Below are 16,221 nucleotides of genomic sequence, written 5' to 3'. Positions count from 1 at the left end.
GTGTTTGTCCTTTTTTTGTGTAAAACTTATAGTTTGTCGAATACTTATTTATTGCTGAATAAGCGTAAAAAGATCCGTTGCGCTTTCAGTTGGAACACCTTGCACCGTGCATTTCACTCCAAGCGCGTTGAGTTTTTCAAATTCTTCGATGTCTTCGGCGTCGACCGACACCGTTTTCGCTATCTGCTTTTTTCCTTCTGCAAAGTGCATGTTGCCAACATTGATATTGGTAATCGGGACGCCGCCTTCCACCAATTGGCGAAAGTCTTTAGGGGTGCGGCAAACCAATAAAATACGTTGGCGGTCGGCGGCTTTATGGATGGTGTCGAGTGCCTTTTGCACCGTCCAGAATCGAATGGCGATACCATCGGCTAGCACCATCTCCATTAGGTTTTGTTGGATAGAATCTTCAGCAACTTCGTCATTGACCACGACGACAATATTGGCATCGGCAAAGCCGACCCATTGCACGCCTACTTGTCCATGAACGAGACGCTCATCAATTCGACTTAAAACGATATTTGGCATGATTAATTCCTTTTCATGACATGATTAAATGGGTGGATAGTGACACCTTGTACGACTCGGTTAACCTCACCTGTTGGGCATGGGTTGTCTGGCCCTAGCCCAAGTTGGAGTGATTTCTCAAACGCCAACATTTGGCAAAACACGATGTAAGGAAAGCAGAGCCATGCTTCATCCACATCCAATTGCCCAAGCTCGAATGCATTTGCGTTGTCTAACGTTTTTTCAGTTAGGGCAATGTGCTTCAAGGTTTGTTGGTCACGTTGGATTTCGTTGAACAAGTCAAGGTCGTATTGACGGGTGTAGTTGGCGCGGGAGAAAAGCTGAATAACCAACGCTTTATTGTTGATGGTGAACTTAGGACCGTGACGGAATCCGAGGGAAGAGTCGAACGCGGTCATGACGGCACCCGCACTGAGCTCCAGCGACTTTAATGATGCTTCACGTGCAAGTCCGGAAAACCCACCGCTACCAAGCACAATTAAGCGCTCATATGGCAGAGCAGCCAGTGATTTGATGGCGGATTGCCATTGGTCAACTTTGGCTTCGCATACGTTGGCAATCGTTTCGATGCTTCTGTTCAATTGAGGTGCCGTGCTGCGGCTCAGCAATGACAGTGTCGACATCAGCATGCAGCTGAAACTTGATGTCATAGCAAAGCTTTTATCGTTAGAGCCTTCAGGCATGATCATGCAATAGGCATTGGTCGCGGTATCTGCGTAGCGAGAAAGTGCACCGCTTTCATTGCACGTTAGAATCAGGTGAAAACATTCAGGAACGAGTTGATCAACCAGCTCGACCGCCGAGACACTTTCAGGGCTGTTACCAGACCGAGCGCAGGAAACCAGTAAAGTAGGGTGATCTGGGTTAATGTATTGCTCCGGATTTGAAACCAAATCCGTTGTTGGAATCGATTCAACCTGAAACCCCAGCCCTGCTTGAATGAAAGGCATTGCAGTGTCACCAATGAACGCCGAAGTACCAGCACCTGTGAGAATGATACGAATGTCGGTGCGCGATAACAGAGGCGATAAAAACGCGTTAATTGAATTCGATTGGCTTTCTAAATCGCTTGCTAACTGTCGCCATAAACGCGGTTGATGTTCTATTTCTTGAGCGGTGTGAATGCCATTGCGTTGGTCTAACCAAGTGGACTCGTAGCCTAAATAGGTCGTCATTAATTTGTCTCCTTACTCACCACGGAATTGGAATAACAAGCTGCGGAATAGATCTCAGTCACTTCCATGATCTTGTGTATAACAATGTCTGCGGGCCGGTTTTGAATTTGATTTTGAAGGATGGCTTTTGCCTGATTGGGTAAATACTGACTGAGCAAAGTCAGAGGTAATGGGTTTGCCAGTAGATTGCTAAATAATGCGTCTTGCGCCTTTCGAACGTTAGGGTGTGACCAGTAATAGCGAATTCGGTCGCTCAGGCTGTAGCTGCAATCCAGAAATTGTTGGTGTCCTTCGCTTAAGTAATGGGAACGCCAATAGCTCGGTTCTTCATGCATGACCTGTTCTACGGTATCGCGTAGATGAGAAGCGTGATGACTACCCAACCACTCTCGTTCAGCACGTTCTAGTCCGTAGAGTGCTTCACGCAAGGCAAAGGTTAACGCGGGTCCGACTTTGAGTATCGCGAAGTGGTCCACAACCAGCTCATGGTATGCCGTTGGTTTTTGGTAGTCGGTCGAGTGTGCTTCAAAAACGAGGTGGGGTTGATCTTCCACTACTTTGCTTAAAAGCTGAGCCGCACTGCTTTGGTAGTGATGAATCGAGTGGTGATCAAACTCCACCCCCGGCTGAACCACTAAGCCAATAATGCGTGACCACACATGCCCCAGCCCTAAATCATGAAATGCTTGGTGATGGGCGTCTAATGTGGCTAGTGCTTCTTCAGGTGTCGTAAGTTTGAGCTGTTCTGTTTCCAATGATTCAAGGGCACCGCCGGGGGTGGGGACTTCGGTACCAATAACGTACAGTGGCGGTTCTCCACCTGTGTTGCTCCAAGCATTTTCAGCCACAAGGCAGAGTTGTGCTGCCCGTTCTGCCATGATGGTTTCACACAGTGGGGTCTTGTCGTCGGCGCAGGGCATGGAGCAATCAAGGTGAATCTTCTTAAAACCCGCGCTCACGTAGTCGTGAATCATTTGCGCGGAATATTCCATGGCTTGACGTGCTGGTAAGTGCTGCCAGCAATTGGGGCCTAGGTGGTCGCCACCTAAAACGATGCGCTCGGCGGGGAAACGGTGTTTTTCGGCAAGCTGATAAACGTGTTCGGAAAAATCCTTCGGTGTCATACCGGTGTAACCACCAAATTGGTTCACTTGGTTGGAAGTCGCTTCAATTAAAACCAATTGGTTGTCTACAGCAGCCTGTTTGATAGCGGCTTCCAACACCAATGGATGGGCTGAGCACACGGAGTAAATGCCAGTTGTTTGCCCTTGTTTATGTTGTTTAATCAGTGATTGTAGCGTTTTCATTGTGGTTCCTAATTGATGGTTTGGTCTGCGAGAATGACGTCGACACCCATGTCGAGCAGCGCTTGGTGAGTGGCGTGAGGAATGTTGCTGTCGGTGACCAGTACATCGATTTGGTTGGCCGCTCGGATCATGCAAAAGCTTTTGCGTCCGAATTTGCTTGAATCGGTTACGGCGATAATTTGCCTTGCAACATCGCACATGGCACGGTTGATCTGAGCTTCGTGGTTGTCTGGCGTGGTGATACCCGCAGCAAGGTCGAAACCATCAACCCCTAAGAAAAGTTTATCGAACAGGTAGGAGCGAATTTGTTGTTCGCCATGATGCCCAGTTAATGAATACGACGCTCTGCGCAAGCTGCCACCGACGACGTGTAAATCGATTTTCTCGTTGTTGCTGAGTTGATATGCGGTATTGAGTGCATTAGTCAGAACAACGAGCTGCTGTTTGTTTGTCAGATATTGCGGCATTAGCCCAATGGTTGAGCCAGAATCGAGGATGATGGCTTCCCCATCTTGCACTAATGACGCTGCCGCGTGAGCGATTTTTTGCTTGGTACTGCGGTTGAGCTGATCTTTGCGATAAAGAGGCTGATCGAATGCAAAATTCGGATTCAAATTGGCGCCGCCATAACACCGAAAAACGCACCCTTCCTTCTCCAGCAGATTGAGATCATGGCGAATGGTGACCGCTGACACACCAAATTCATCGACGAACTCGTCCACTTTTCCAGAACCATGGGAACGAATGTGTTCCATGATTTTCTGTCGCCTTTCTTTACTGGTCATTACCGTTGCCCTTCTTTGTCTTTCATCAACAGCTGAAATGTAGCGTTGTCCGCTGTGTTGAATTAAATCAGGCATGATGAAACAAAAATGAAAGGTCGATCACAGGTCATTGCCTTTCGATTTTAGGGCTAAAACCCTTTCGTTTCACATTAAGTGAAAGGGTTGTCTTTCGTTTTTAATTTGATGATTCAGTCAGTAGGCACCATCACATCATTGTTCCGTGGTTTCAGAACTGAAAGCGAGAATGAAAGGGCCCCCAATAGTAGGATTTCGAAGAGCCGCATGCGTGAGATCACAATTTTAAAATTAAGGGAGGGGGAAGAAGGGAACAGTAAAGAGGTGAAGGATCGAGCTAGGTAGGCAAAAACAACCGCAATAAGATGGTTAAGTGCCCGTGACTATGTGCACATCAATGCCTTTGGCTTTAAGGGCTTCGGCGTAGCCAGCGGGAATACCACTGTCCGTAATCAGTATGTCGATCTGTTCTGGGCGTGCAATCGAGCAGAAGCTTTGGCGGTTGAACTTTGATGAGTCGGTAATAGCCACCACGGTTTGTGCAGACTCAAGCATCTTGCGATTGATGGTGGCTTCCCCTTGATGAGGCGTGCTGATTCCCGTTTCTTTGTCGAATCCGTCTACTCCAATAAACAAGATATTAAAGTGATGGTTCGCCAATAGATGCTCCCCAGCCGTGCCGTAAAGTGAGTACGAGTTTTTGCGGAGCGTCCCGCCAGTGACCATAACGTCTATTCCATCCTGATTGGCGAGGTGGTAGGCGATATTAATGGCATTGGTCATCACCGTTAAATTCTGTTTTCCCTTTAAGTGATGGGCAATGTGTTCTGTGGTGGAACCGGAATCCAGTAAAATGGTGTCACCATCTTTGATCAGGGTGGCGGCGTAAGCACCAAGTTCGGATTTGATGCGGTTGTTGATTTGCTGCTTTTCGTGCAAAGGCTGATCAAAGGCAAATTGACGGTTGAGTTTCGCCCCGCCATAGCACCGGCTGACACACCCTTGTTTTTCTAAGTAGTTTAAATCATGTCGAATGGTGACTTTAGAGACTTGGAATTGCTCCGCGAAGTCATTCACATCACCTTGTTGATGGATTTGGATGTGGTTTAAAATGGCATTACGACGCTGCGTAGTATCTGTCATAGATGGGGAGTCATATCGTTGTTATTAACCTCAGTCTAACTCACGCGCTGCCAGTATCAAATATCTTGCGCCGACCTAACATGTTACGCCGTGTCTGCGTTCATTGAGCACCTATTCAGACCGCTTTACTTGAATATCACAAAAGATCATTTAGAGGGGGCTTGCGCAACCCACAACCCCTAGCCCCCAACCCCTAGCCCCCAACCCCCGTTTTGCGAGTCTGAGCCCTCGGGTAGAAGGCTCAGTGATTGGGGTTCTGCTGTGGGGGAATGCGAGAGGCTATTGTTCAGACATCTCAACAAATGGATTTCGAAAACCGTTAGTTTTTCTCTTTCGGTTTGCGCTTATTCTTAGGCACATAATTCAGAATTGAAATGGGGACTTCTTTTTTTGGTGCGAAACCTTCCACTTCTTTACGCTCGATCAACTCACCCATTAGGCTTTCAATCATGCAAAGATTTTTGAAGTTGTCTTTGGATACAAAAGAGATCGCTTCACCGGATTTCCCCGCACGCCCTGTACGACCAATGCGGTGTACGTATTCGTCTGGCGGGAAAGGTAAATCGTAGTTCACCACTCGGCTGAGTTCGGTGATGTCTATCCCACGAGCAGCAACGCCTGTCGCCACTAAGTATTTCACTTTGCCGGATTTAAAATCGGCCAAGACTTGCCCACGAATGGCTTGGCTGCGGCCACTGTGGAACGCTTCCGCTTGAATGCCACGTTTCTCTAACTGAGAGACCAATTTTGCCGCCCCATGCTTGGTTTCAATAAAGATCAGCGCTTGATCCCAGTTATTCTCTTGAATCAAATGGCTCAATAAAGCGGATTTTTTGTCTTTATCTACTGTGATGAGCCATTGATCGATTTTTGGTTTTTCTGCGTTTTGCAGGTGCAGAGAGATTTCGACAGGGTTTGGGACGGCCGTTTTCGCCAAGTCGCGAACTTTACGAGAAAGCGTGGCGGAGAAGAGCAGATTTTGCACATCAACAGGCAAACGTTCGATGATTTTATTGATGTCGTCGATAAAGCCCATGTCGAGCATTTTATCGGCTTCGTCAAGCACCAGAATTTCCGCTTCTTCAAAATGCACGGCACGTTGTGTGTACAGATCCAGTAAACGCCCCGGTGTCGCCACCAAAATATCGATGCCTTCAATCAGCTTTTGCTTTTGAGGCTTATCATCTACACCGCCATACACCACAAGCGATTTTAGGTTTAGGTGCTTGGCATACACTTGGATGCTGTTATTAACCTGAACGGCGAGTTCACGAGTGGGGGTTAAGATTAAGGCTCTGAAGCGCTTTTTACGCTGAGTTTCTGATTGGCTCAGTTGTTCCAAAATCGGTAGCACGAAGCTGGCGGTTTTACCGCTTCCGGTTTGCGCGGCGGCAATGATGTTTTTCCCTTGCAGAGCAACCGGAATGGCTTGTTCCTGAATCGGCGTAGGGGAGTCGTAACCTTGCTCGGCAATAGCGGTAGTGATCGGACGGCTGAGTCCTAATTTGGAAAATGGCATGAGGAAATCCAATTGAATTATTAAGCGTGCACCGACAACTCGGTGTAAACAATGGCGCGGATTCTAGCATGGTTTGCTGGGTATTACTCTTACTACGTCCACCTAAGATTGGGGTAGAGCGAGTGCGCTCTACCCCAGTTGCATTACATGCAATTGTCACAATCAGTTTTAAAATATTCAACCATGGCTTGTTTAAGGTAACGAGACATATCGTCGCGATTGTATTTTCTCACGCTGTAACTCTGCTCAAGATGAACAAAGCGTTTCTGTGAGCTATTCGCATTGGTTTGGCAGGCATTGGATGAGTGATTGGTGAAGCGACCTTGTACGTTCCAAGTTCCGCCTAGACTGGTTGTGTCATTGCCATAAATACAAGCTTTAATGAGGTTTTCGCTTTCAACCTGACGGCGTAACGCGTGCATAAAGCTGGTGCTGCTGTCATTGGTTGGGTATCGCACGCCTTCGCTGACGTTAATCATCTTACTGCTGGTGGTATTACATTGATTTTGTAATTTCTTAAGTGTGGTGGAGCCAAATCCGTGGTATTGAATGAAAACTGTGTTCGGTGTGGCAAATTCATCAATGCTTTCATGCACAGATTGGAAGTAAGACGATGTTTGATGAGCCACATCACTTTCTTTGTAATTGCCGTTAGTACAAGAGCTGAGTGCCGTATTGCTGTTTCGGTGCGTCCCTGCCAGCATCAAATATTTGCTATCGGTGTAAAAAAAATCATCAATGGACTGAGTGGCGGTAAAGAGATCATGCATAGGATGCGGTGCCTGTAAAACTGCGCTGACGCCACTTGGGTTATAAACGTAGGTTCCACCACCGTTGGAGCGAGCGTCACTTAGTGGGTATATTTCCTGCAATACGTAAAACAGCTTCCCCGTTACCGTATCGTGGTATTCGAACATGCCGTAGCCAAGTGGAGAAAGTAAATCAGCGGCAGCGGAAGTGTTGTTATCCAGTAATGCTTGAAATGCCGATTTGAAGGTGGCGAGATCTTGAACCGATGGTTGTTTCCAAGCGTTGGCTTCTTTCTCGCCGTATTCGATTCCTTTTAAATGTGCTCTTAAATCCCCCAATACTATTTGTGTTTCATAACCTATGCCGATGTCCATGTCTATGGCATTGAGGTTGTTGGGCAGAGAGGGGAGTTCGCTAGCTGCTGCTGGGAAAACAGCTAAAGCGGAAGCGATGGCAATACCAACACACTCGGATTTGCATTTGGCTGAGAACTGACGGGTTGTTTCTATCAACATGGAGACTCCTTTCTAATATCGACCATTTCGTGGTTTATGAATCTAATGGTTATGGGATATGTAGAGTATAACCATGCAACATGCTGATTTTTAATTAACCTAGCGTTTTTCCATTATGTAGACACATGTTTCATGTTTGTGAAGAATTGTATTTGCTTTTGGAAAATGGTCAGCTCAAATTGAGGCAAAAAGCGCTTCTCAGCGTTTATGCCCAATTAATTCTCCCTGAATCAAACCTCTAGAGGTTACTTGGGTATATTGCCTGTAAAATGGCGATGGGAGCCATCATGCTCTTCAGCATGTCTAGAGCGACCACTCTTTTCGTTCCATTGGGCGAAGCGCTTTGTCATCTACTATCAATTCAACGTTGGGATGCAGTTTCAACAAGCTAGCAGGCAGTGACGTGGAAATGTCGCTCTCCAGCAATCGAGCGAGAATTTGTTGTTTGTGTTCCCCCGTTGCCACTAAGACAACTTTTTCACACTCCATAATGTCGCCAATTCCAATGGTGATGCCGAGCGATACCTCGTATTGATTTTTGACCATAGGGTGGTTTTTCGACATCGCATGCAAGGACACAACACTAGAGCGATAAGGCAAAGAGGGGGAGGGCTCAAGGAACCCAATATGCCCGTTCAGCCCTATGCCCAACACGCAAAGGTGCGCGGGCTGGCATGCCGCTAGCAGGCCGCTAACGCGCTCGGCTTCATTTAAAATATCATGTGCAGCGCCATCAAAAGAGAGGTAGTGATGGGGCTCGATCCTCCACGGTTTGATCACTTCATTCATCAACTGGTATTCACAACTGCTGCTGCTGGCTTCGGGTAACCCCACCCATTCATCCAACTTGATGATGGTAACGCGAGAGGTATCGACCCCCAAAAGTTGCTCCCCTGCCATCTCGTACGCTAACGATGGCGTACCGCCGGAAGCGAGTATGATCCGAGATTCCGGTGTCACTTGAATTTGATGAGTGAGCATTCGGGCTAGGTAGGCAGAGGCTTCTTGATGATTTTTTAATTGAGTGACGTTCATAACTTATCCTTTAATCGCACCAGCGGTTAGCCCCGATACAATCTTCCTTTGGAAAACCAAAACCAGTACCACGAGTGGTACGGTCACAATAACAGAAGCCGCCATAATGGCACCAAATGGCAATTCGTAACGGCTAGCACCGGAAATGAGCGCGATGGCAACAGGAACGGTGCGCATTTCATCATTGAGCACAAACGTGAGGGCAAATAGGAATTCGTTCCATGCGGCAATGAATGCCAGTAGCCCTGTGCTAACCAAAGCTGGTCCTAATATGGGGAAGAACACGTGAGTAATGATACGAAACGTGGAACAGCCGTCCATTCTTGCGGCGTCTTCCAGCTCTTGGGGCAGCTCCTTCATAAAAGTGGTGATGACCCAAACAGTAAAAGGCAAAGTAAAAATCATATAGGCAAGGATCAATGCCCAAAGCGTGTTGTACAGATCAAGCAAGTTGATCATGCCCAGCAGCCCAGACAAGATCACCACTTGAGGGAACATAGACACGCTCAAGATCGCCATCAATATGGTGGTTCTGCCTTTAAAGTTGACACGCCCAAGGGCGTAGGACGCGGTGACAGAGAGAAATAGGGACACAACGACAACGGCGGTTGCGACAATAACCGAGTTAAGAATATTGCGTAAAAATGTACCGTTGCTGAGTACGCTTATGTAGTTGTCCCATTGGATGCTTGGGAAAAATTCAACTTTGAATAAATCGGCACCTTGTTTAAACGAGGAGACGATAGACCAATAAAAAGGAAAGAGGGTATACAACGCGATAATCGCGACCAATATGTAAAACACCCCTCTACTGAGGCGAGTTCGGGTGGAGTTCTTCATTTCGACTCCTTAGACATTAAACCGTGGCGAGACAAATACAAATACCCAATGGTTACTAGCGCGACAATGAAGAACAGCAGGGTAGAGGCTGCTGCGCCGTAGCCCAAGTCTTGAAAATCAACCAATTGTTTCCGAGCAAAAATCGACATGGTTACCGTGGATTCACTGCTGCCTGTTAACACATACGCTAAGTCAAACATACGCAAGGCATCCAGCAGCCGGAACACCACCGCCACCAAAATGGCCGGTTTGATCAGGGGCAGGGTGATGTGCCAAAACACACGCCAAGCGGGGACGTTATCCACTTTCGCGACTTCGTAGATGTCTTTCGGGAGCATTTGCAAGCCAGCCAAAATTAACAGCGTCATGAATGGCGTGGTTTTCCATACATCGACAAAAATGATCGCCGCCATCGACCATTCTGGATCGGCGGTCCATGCGATTTTTTCACTGAGTATGCCAATCGACATGCCGATTTGATTGATTACGCCGTACTGATCGTGAAACATCCACTCCCACATTCTGGCAGAGACGATGGTGGGGATAGCCCAAGGCACTAATACGACAGCACGCATTATTCCTTTGGTTGGTAGGTTGGCATTCAAAATCAGCGCAATACCAAGCCCAATGAAGGTTTCCAATGCCACAGACACCACCGCGAAGTAGAGCGTGTTCCAAACGGCATTCCACCACGATGAATCGGTGATCAAGTAGGTGTAGTTTTCTAGCCCAACCCAATTGGCGAGTTCGGGCTCCATTAAGGAGGCATCGGTAAATGAGAAATAGAAGTTTTTAAGCAGTGGGTAAAGGGCGACCACCGCCAGTACTAGCGCCATAGGAAGAATATACATCCACGCTTCATACACTTTTTGTTGGTTTAACCTAAACCCGATCACCGATTGGTTTTTTCTATTCATACATGCTCAACCTTCTCACAAGTTATTTAGCGGCTGAGTTGCTGAGTGTCGATCTCTTTGGCTGGCAATGTTGATGCCATGCGTATCGAAACAATGGATTTGATCCCAGTTAACAGCTAAATGTACCTCTTCATTGGCATTAAAATGCTGTTGTCCATCAAGCGTCACCACAAGTTTGATACGTGAACCAAGGTTACAATATACGTAACTTTCATCACCCAATATTTCTGTATGGGTTACCTGAGCTTTCAAGTCGGCGTGTTTGGGGTGACTGGCGAGTGAGATGTCCTTTGGGCGAATACCAAGAGTCATTTTTTTATCCATCATCTTGGATTCCACCATATCGAGGCGGTAACCATGAAAATGAAAGCCGTCAGCCTTCATCTCTCCTTCAATAAAGTTCATTTTTGGTGAACCAATAAATCCAGCAACAAACTGATTTATGGGGTGGTTGTATAACTCCAGCGGCGATCCAAATTGCTCTATTTCGCCATTATTCAGCACCACAATTTTGTCGGCCAATGTCATGGCTTCAACTTGATCGTGTGTGACGTAAATGGTGGTGGCATTGAGTTTTTTATGCAGTGTGGCGATTTCGACTCGCATGTCCACACGAAGTTCTGCATCTAAATTGCTTAACGGTTCATCAAACAAGAAGATTTTAGGCTCCCGAACAATGGCTCTGCCAATGGCAACCCGTTGTCTTTGCCCGCCGGATAGTTGAGCGGGCTTTCTATCAAGCAGCGAACCTAGCTTTAAAATGTCGGCGGCTTTCGCGACTCGCTCTGAAATGTCGTGTTTAGGTAGCCGAGCCGTTTTCAAGGCAAACGCCATGTTGTCCCAAACATTCATGTGCGGGTACAACGCGTAGGACTGAAACACCATGGCTAGCCCACGCTGCCCAGGGGCGACGTCATTGACGTTTGTGCCGTCTATTCGAACGTCACCAGAGGTTTGCAGGTCAAGCCCAGCGATAAGGCGAAGGAGAGTGGATTTTCCACAGCCAGATTGGCCAACGAATACAATGAATTCGCCTTGATGAATCGACAAGTTAATGTCTCGCAAAACAGGGGTTTTGCTGTATGTTTTGTTTACCTGATGTAAAGACAAAACTTCCATGGGTTGTCTTCCTTTTTTAACTAGAACGTTAAACTCACGTATGACTGCGAACGTTAGTCCTTAACTTTTCGTCATTTTTGATGCGGCAAGCGCAGCACCAATCGTGCCGGCTTTGTTCGAAAATTGCGCTTTAAGGACGGGAATGTTTTTGCAGTCTTCGGCCCAAATTCGGTCTCGAAGCGTGGTTTCAATATAGCGATGGTAAAGGCCATCGGCGCAGCCAAGACCGCCCCCCAGAATAATGGCTTCTGGATCCAACATATTCACCATTTGCGCCAGCAGGCTGCCCAGCACCTCTCCAGCGAGTTTAATGTATTGGCGCTCTTTACTTGACCCCATTTCGGCTCGGAACAGAAGTTCAGGTAAATTGTGGTAGCGTTGCATGGGGTGCCTCATGTTCCAGCAATCAAGTAACCCCGCACCGGAAACCAACGCCTCAGGCAAATAACTCAGAGGCTGCATGTCGGGTGTACACCCAGTGAGTGTGCTGCTAGCAAAATGAATGGCGTAACCGTTTTTTCCACGCCAAGGTACGCCATTGTTAAATAAGGTATAAGACAACCCTGTTCCTAGAGAGACGTAGACGAACGACTGATAGGGCTTGCCTGCCCCCAGCATCGCTTCCGCTAGACCCGCCACCCGAACATCACTCTCAAACAAGACATTGTTGAGTGGGAAATCCGAGTTGCACAAAGAACGAAGATCGAAATTCCAATCACTGACGATGTTTCCCGAGTTGTTCACTAATTCAGGAAAGGCAATACCACACCCGTTTACCGGAATATTGTTGAGGCTTGCAAATTCAAGGTGGTAAGACAGCTGTTTGTGAATGTCAGTAATGATGTCTTTTGTTGGGCGTTGCTTTTGCGTGGCGACCTGCGTTTCGCAAAGGAGGTGCCCCGTGTCAGTATCGACTAATGCCGACGCCATTTTTGTGCCACCGATGTCAATACCGACAAAGGCATTGGCGGTTTGACAGCTGTACGTATTGGGTGCGTTTTGGGTCATGACACTCCCATCCCAAGCTGCTTGATGTAGGCGAGGCTGCTGCGGGCGTGCGTGAATGCCATATTGTGGATATCGGGGTAGATATCTTGTTCTATTACGGCATAGCCACAAAAGTTTTGCCTATCCAATTCGGCTTTAACGGCAGCAAAGTTTACGTTGCCTTCACCAAGAGGCACCATTACCCCGAGTTCAAAAGCCTCATCGTCGCTCAGGTTCTTCAGTTTCACTTTATCGCGAATAGCGGAACTCATGTCTTTTAAGTGGTAATAGCGAATGCGTGAACCGTATTCTTTAATGAAATCTTCTGGTATTCCGCCTGTGTACAAATGATGCCCTGTATCGAAACAAAGGTTGACGTAATCGGGATCGGTATCGTTTAGCAAACGAATAATTTGGTGTTCGTTTTCGATGCAGGTTGAGATATGAGGGTGAAACACATAGTCCAACCCATATTCTTCTCGGACAATCTTTGCCGATTCAGAAATCACCTTAATGACGTGTTTCCAGTCGTTGAGGTTGAGGTTGCGATCGCTTGGGTGTTGATACAAACTGTCGCCATCCATAAACACAAAGTATCGAGCTTCTAACGCTTCAAGCGTTGGGCAAATGTGACTGATGTCTGTCCGAAGGTTATTTAAGGCATTGGGCACAATCAAATCCGACATGTGAGCGGTGCTGCATACCTTCAAGTTATGGGCTTCCAGCTCGTACTTCAGTTCACTGATATCCGTGGGTAAATAGCCATAAGGACCCAGCTCAATCGTGCGGTATCCGCTGAGGTTGGCTTCATCCAGAAATTTCCGCCAACTGGGCTGCTGATGATCCTTGGGGTACCAAACTCCCCATGAGCAAGGGCAGGTGGCGAGCGTGATTTGGCTGGTCATTCGTGTTCTCCCATCCCATTCGTTGCATTATCACTGGCGATGTCCTCGATGCCGAGGTGGTATGCGATGGATTCAATGGCTTGCATGACCAGCTTGAGATCCTTCTGAGATTCTTTAAGTCCTGTTAAAACAGGGGCGCCCTTGACTAGGGTTTGATGCCAATGCAGAAGCTCCAAATCAAATTGATCTTGATGGAATGGACCATGAGTCTCGCTAGGGTGGTGCCCTTCACCGCTTTGAAATTCAAGGGTGGTGGGTAGGTTTCGGATATAAGGTGTTGGGTAGTGGATTTTGAGCCTTTTGGTTTCTGAGGTCAGTTCAATACTGGCATCCACTCGAGGAATGTTGTCGATCAAAATTTCATAGGTCGCAAAGAACGACCCATAATCCAGCGTCATTGCGATGTGTTCACCGCTGGAATGGGCAAATGCGCTCACCACTTTTTTAGGAGAATCAATCAAATGGCGTAGAGCCGCAAGATTATGAATGGCAGCCCCAGTGAGTACACGATAGGCTTTCCACAGTAAATTGGAGTGCGCTTTACTTCCGAGTAATTCTTGTCTTTGTTTTTGTTCTGCTTTTTTAGCGTGATCGATTTGCGCTTTATCGTGGTCGTCTGGGTAGTACAATTCCGACACTTGTGGAAGGTAATGATCGCCTTCGCGCTGTAGATCTCTCACTCGCACGCTTTTTATTTCGCCTAGCTCTTCCAATTTGTGTTGAGCCAATGAAAAGGCTTTAGCATAGACACGCATGTAGCCAACGGTGACCGAAACCTGATGTTGTTCTTCTAGTTTGATGAGCTCGTCCACATGACGAGGCAAAAGACAGCTGGGCTTTTCCAAAAGAACGTGCTTATTGTGCTCGATGGCGAGTTTTGTGTGCTCAAAGTGAAGAGGGTCGGGCGACATGACGATGAGGGCATCAACGTTATCGTCCGCTACGATTTCTTCGACCTTGTGATAGCCGTTTTCCACTTGGTAGCGTTGGCAAACTTCGCTGACCAACGTGGGGCTGATATCGAATACCGCGGTGACGCAAAATTTGTCGGGATGGTGAAACAAAGTCGGTAAATGCAGGCTTTGAGCGGCTTCACCTAGCCCAATCAGCCCAAGTCTTATAGGTGAGTTCAACATAACAGCTTGTCGTCCTTATCTATGTTCGATATCTATGTTCAATGTCCGATATCTATGTTCAATGTTCGATATCTATGTTCAATGTGCGATACGAAATTATTTTTTGATCCAGTAAAAGTATGGCAGGCAGCAATGCCATTCGCTTTACTGCCTGCCAAAGCATGGTTTACCACTTACCGCGTTTTTTCAGCTTTTTCAGCTCCGATTCCATTTGTTCAAGTGCTTTCTCGGCACTGATGTCTCCAGACAGTGCTTTGTGAACTTGTTGCCAAATGGCATTACTGACACGGCTGTACTGATCGCCAGTTACCTGTGAAGGACGGGCAACCACATTGGCGAACGATGTTTGCATGTCGGCTAAAAACGGGTTGGCTTTTAGGACATCCGCATCCTTATACAGTGCTGGCAGAGTTGGGCTGTAACTGGCTTCAATTGCGCGACGTTTTTGCTCGCTCATGCCCGTTAGGTAGTTCACTAAGCTCACTGCGGTTTCAGGAGAACGAGAGTATTTGGATACCCCAAGCAGCGCGGTGCCGTAACAGCCAGCGTTGATGCCATCAGGCGCGCCTTTCGGTAATGCCACCACACCCACTTTGCCTTTAATGACGGAGTCGTCTGAATTGGCAAGGCTCCATACATAAGACCAGTTACGGTGGAAAAGAGCGTTCCCATTTTGGAAGACACCACGAGACGACTCTTCGTCGTAGTTCAGTGTGCCCGGTGGGCTAATGGTATTAATCCAACCTGACGCTGTTTTGAGCATCTCGCGATTGGCAGCGGTATTGACCGTAATATCGCCTTTTTCATTAATAATGGTGCCCCCATCGGTAGAACCAAACCACTCAATGGCGTTACAGGTTAACCCTTCATATGAGCGCCCTTGCCACGCGTAGCCCCAAAAATCCGGATTTCCCGATTCTCGTTCTTTCGCTTGGACGTCTTGCGCAATTTTTGTGAGTTCTTGATAGGTACTGGGTGGGGTGTAGCCATATTTTTCCAGTAAGTCTTTCCGGTAAAACAGCATGCCGGTGTCCATGTACCAAGGAATGGAAAGGACTTTGCCGTTAACCGTTGTGCCTTCTACCGCCGCGCTGAAGTGCTGAGAAATACTCTCTGGCTTGGCGTACTCGTTCATATCGAGTAAATGAGATTTCAAGGCACCGGGCCAAATCGTATCTAAGATCAGTACATCAATATCTTTAGACTTGGCGGTCAGCAATTGTTGATAGAGAGGCAAAACATCATCCCAACTGGCTGGCAGGGTCACCACCTTTACTTGGTTGCCAGTCTCCTTTGCCCACGCGTCAGTTCCCTCTTGGCAGAGCTGTAACTCTACGCCAGATGAACTGCAAAACACTGTGACTTCTTCAGCTTGGGCATTAAGCGTATAACCGCTCGACAACATGCTCAGCGTCAATAGTGGTAAGAACTTATTCATATCACCTCCATGTGCTAGTTAACCTGATTGTGTAGATACGTTTGATTCACACTTTCTCGGGTTAAGTAAATAAATCCATTAAATGGAATTAAATGATAAAAAGGTCA

At 47.3% G+C, this 16,221-nt stretch carries 15 protein-coding genes; all 15 read right to left on the bottom strand.

The genetic code is table 11. The features are described 5' to 3' along the window. Positions 1 to 48: 48 nt before the first annotated feature. The 15 genes from agaV to HC752_RS04230 all read right to left on the bottom strand — a co-directional run bounded on the left by agaV (position 49) and on the right by HC752_RS04230 (position 16,114). Positions 49 to 528 carry a PTS N-acetylgalactosamine transporter subunit IIB gene (agaV, locus tag HC752_RS04300; RefSeq protein WP_190333897.1) on the bottom strand — a complete coding sequence of 160 codons (480 nt, stop codon included), beginning with the start codon at positions 526 to 528 and terminating at the stop codon, positions 49 to 51. Between the two features lie 2 nt (positions 529 to 530). After that, positions 531 to 1,703 (bottom strand): SIS domain-containing protein, encoded by a 1,173-nt coding sequence (locus tag HC752_RS04295; RefSeq protein ID WP_190333896.1) that lies wholly within the window; start codon positions 1,701 to 1,703, stop codon positions 531 to 533. Further along, the gene (locus HC752_RS04290) at positions 1,703 to 3,010 is read right to left on the bottom strand and encodes a D-tagatose-bisphosphate aldolase, class II, non-catalytic subunit (protein WP_190333895.1); all 1,308 of its coding nucleotides are present in this window, start codon (positions 3,008 to 3,010) and stop codon (positions 1,703 to 1,705) included. The genes HC752_RS04295 and HC752_RS04290 overlap by 1 nt, the downstream gene beginning before the upstream one ends. Before the next feature lie 8 nt (positions 3,011 to 3,018). Beyond that, positions 3,019 to 3,795 carry a transcriptional repressor AgaR gene (agaR, locus tag HC752_RS04285; protein ID WP_190334149.1) on the bottom strand — a complete coding sequence of 259 codons (777 nt, stop codon included), beginning with the start codon at positions 3,793 to 3,795 and terminating at the stop codon, positions 3,019 to 3,021. Between the two features lie 384 nt (positions 3,796 to 4,179). Continuing rightward, the gene (gene agaR / locus HC752_RS04280; RefSeq protein WP_190333894.1) at positions 4,180 to 4,953 is read right to left on the bottom strand and encodes a transcriptional repressor AgaR; all 774 of its coding nucleotides are present in this window, start codon (positions 4,951 to 4,953) and stop codon (positions 4,180 to 4,182) included. Between the two features lie 319 nt (positions 4,954 to 5,272). Further along, entirely contained in the window at positions 5,273 to 6,472 is a 1,200-nt protein-coding gene (locus tag HC752_RS04275; protein ID WP_190333893.1) for a DEAD/DEAH box helicase, read from the bottom strand. 143 nt (positions 6,473 to 6,615) lie between these two features. Next, on the bottom strand, positions 6,616 to 7,737 hold the full coding sequence (locus tag HC752_RS04270; protein ID WP_190333892.1) for a hypothetical protein: 1,122 nt from the start codon (positions 7,735 to 7,737) through the stop codon (positions 6,616 to 6,618). A 303-nt stretch (positions 7,738 to 8,040) separates the two neighbouring features. After that, positions 8,041 to 8,772, bottom strand: coding sequence for a 6-phosphogluconolactonase (locus tag HC752_RS04265; RefSeq protein ID WP_190333891.1), 732 nt, complete (start codon positions 8,770 to 8,772; stop codon positions 8,041 to 8,043). 3 nt (positions 8,773 to 8,775) lie between these two features. After that, positions 8,776 to 9,612, bottom strand: a complete 837-nt coding sequence (locus tag HC752_RS04260) for a carbohydrate ABC transporter permease (protein ID WP_190333890.1) — start codon at positions 9,610 to 9,612, stop codon at positions 8,776 to 8,778. Continuing rightward, the gene (locus tag HC752_RS04255) at positions 9,609 to 10,529 is read right to left on the bottom strand and encodes a carbohydrate ABC transporter permease (protein WP_190333889.1); all 921 of its coding nucleotides are present in this window, start codon (positions 10,527 to 10,529) and stop codon (positions 9,609 to 9,611) included. The genes HC752_RS04260 and HC752_RS04255 overlap by 4 nt, the downstream gene beginning before the upstream one ends. Positions 10,530 to 10,544: 15 nt before the next feature. After that, positions 10,545 to 11,648 carry an ABC transporter ATP-binding protein gene (locus HC752_RS04250; protein ID WP_190333888.1) on the bottom strand — a complete coding sequence of 368 codons (1,104 nt, stop codon included), beginning with the start codon at positions 11,646 to 11,648 and terminating at the stop codon, positions 10,545 to 10,547. 60 nt (positions 11,649 to 11,708) lie between these two features. After that, complete coding sequence (locus HC752_RS04245; protein WP_190333887.1) at positions 11,709 to 12,656, bottom strand: ROK family protein; 948 nt, start codon at positions 12,654 to 12,656, stop codon at positions 11,709 to 11,711. After that, positions 12,653 to 13,540 carry a sugar phosphate isomerase/epimerase family protein gene (locus HC752_RS04240; protein ID WP_190333886.1) on the bottom strand — a complete coding sequence of 296 codons (888 nt, stop codon included), beginning with the start codon at positions 13,538 to 13,540 and terminating at the stop codon, positions 12,653 to 12,655. The genes HC752_RS04245 and HC752_RS04240 overlap by 4 nt, the downstream gene beginning before the upstream one ends. Beyond that, positions 13,537 to 14,676 carry a Gfo/Idh/MocA family oxidoreductase gene (locus HC752_RS04235; RefSeq protein WP_190333885.1) on the bottom strand — a complete coding sequence of 380 codons (1,140 nt, stop codon included), beginning with the start codon at positions 14,674 to 14,676 and terminating at the stop codon, positions 13,537 to 13,539. Before HC752_RS04235 ends, HC752_RS04240 begins: the two co-directional genes overlap by 4 nt. A gap of 166 nt (positions 14,677 to 14,842) precedes the next feature. Then, on the bottom strand, positions 14,843 to 16,114 hold the full coding sequence (locus tag HC752_RS04230; protein ID WP_190333884.1) for an ABC transporter substrate-binding protein: 1,272 nt from the start codon (positions 16,112 to 16,114) through the stop codon (positions 14,843 to 14,845). Between the last annotated feature and the right edge of the window lie 107 nt (positions 16,115 to 16,221).

Source organism: Vibrio sp. S9_S30 (genome assembly GCF_014694455.1).
Taxonomy (GTDB): Bacteria; Pseudomonadota; Gammaproteobacteria; order Enterobacterales; family Vibrionaceae; genus Vibrio.
The sequence above is the reverse complement of the archived record's forward strand: the minus strand, read 5'-3'. Positions and strand labels throughout refer to the sequence as shown.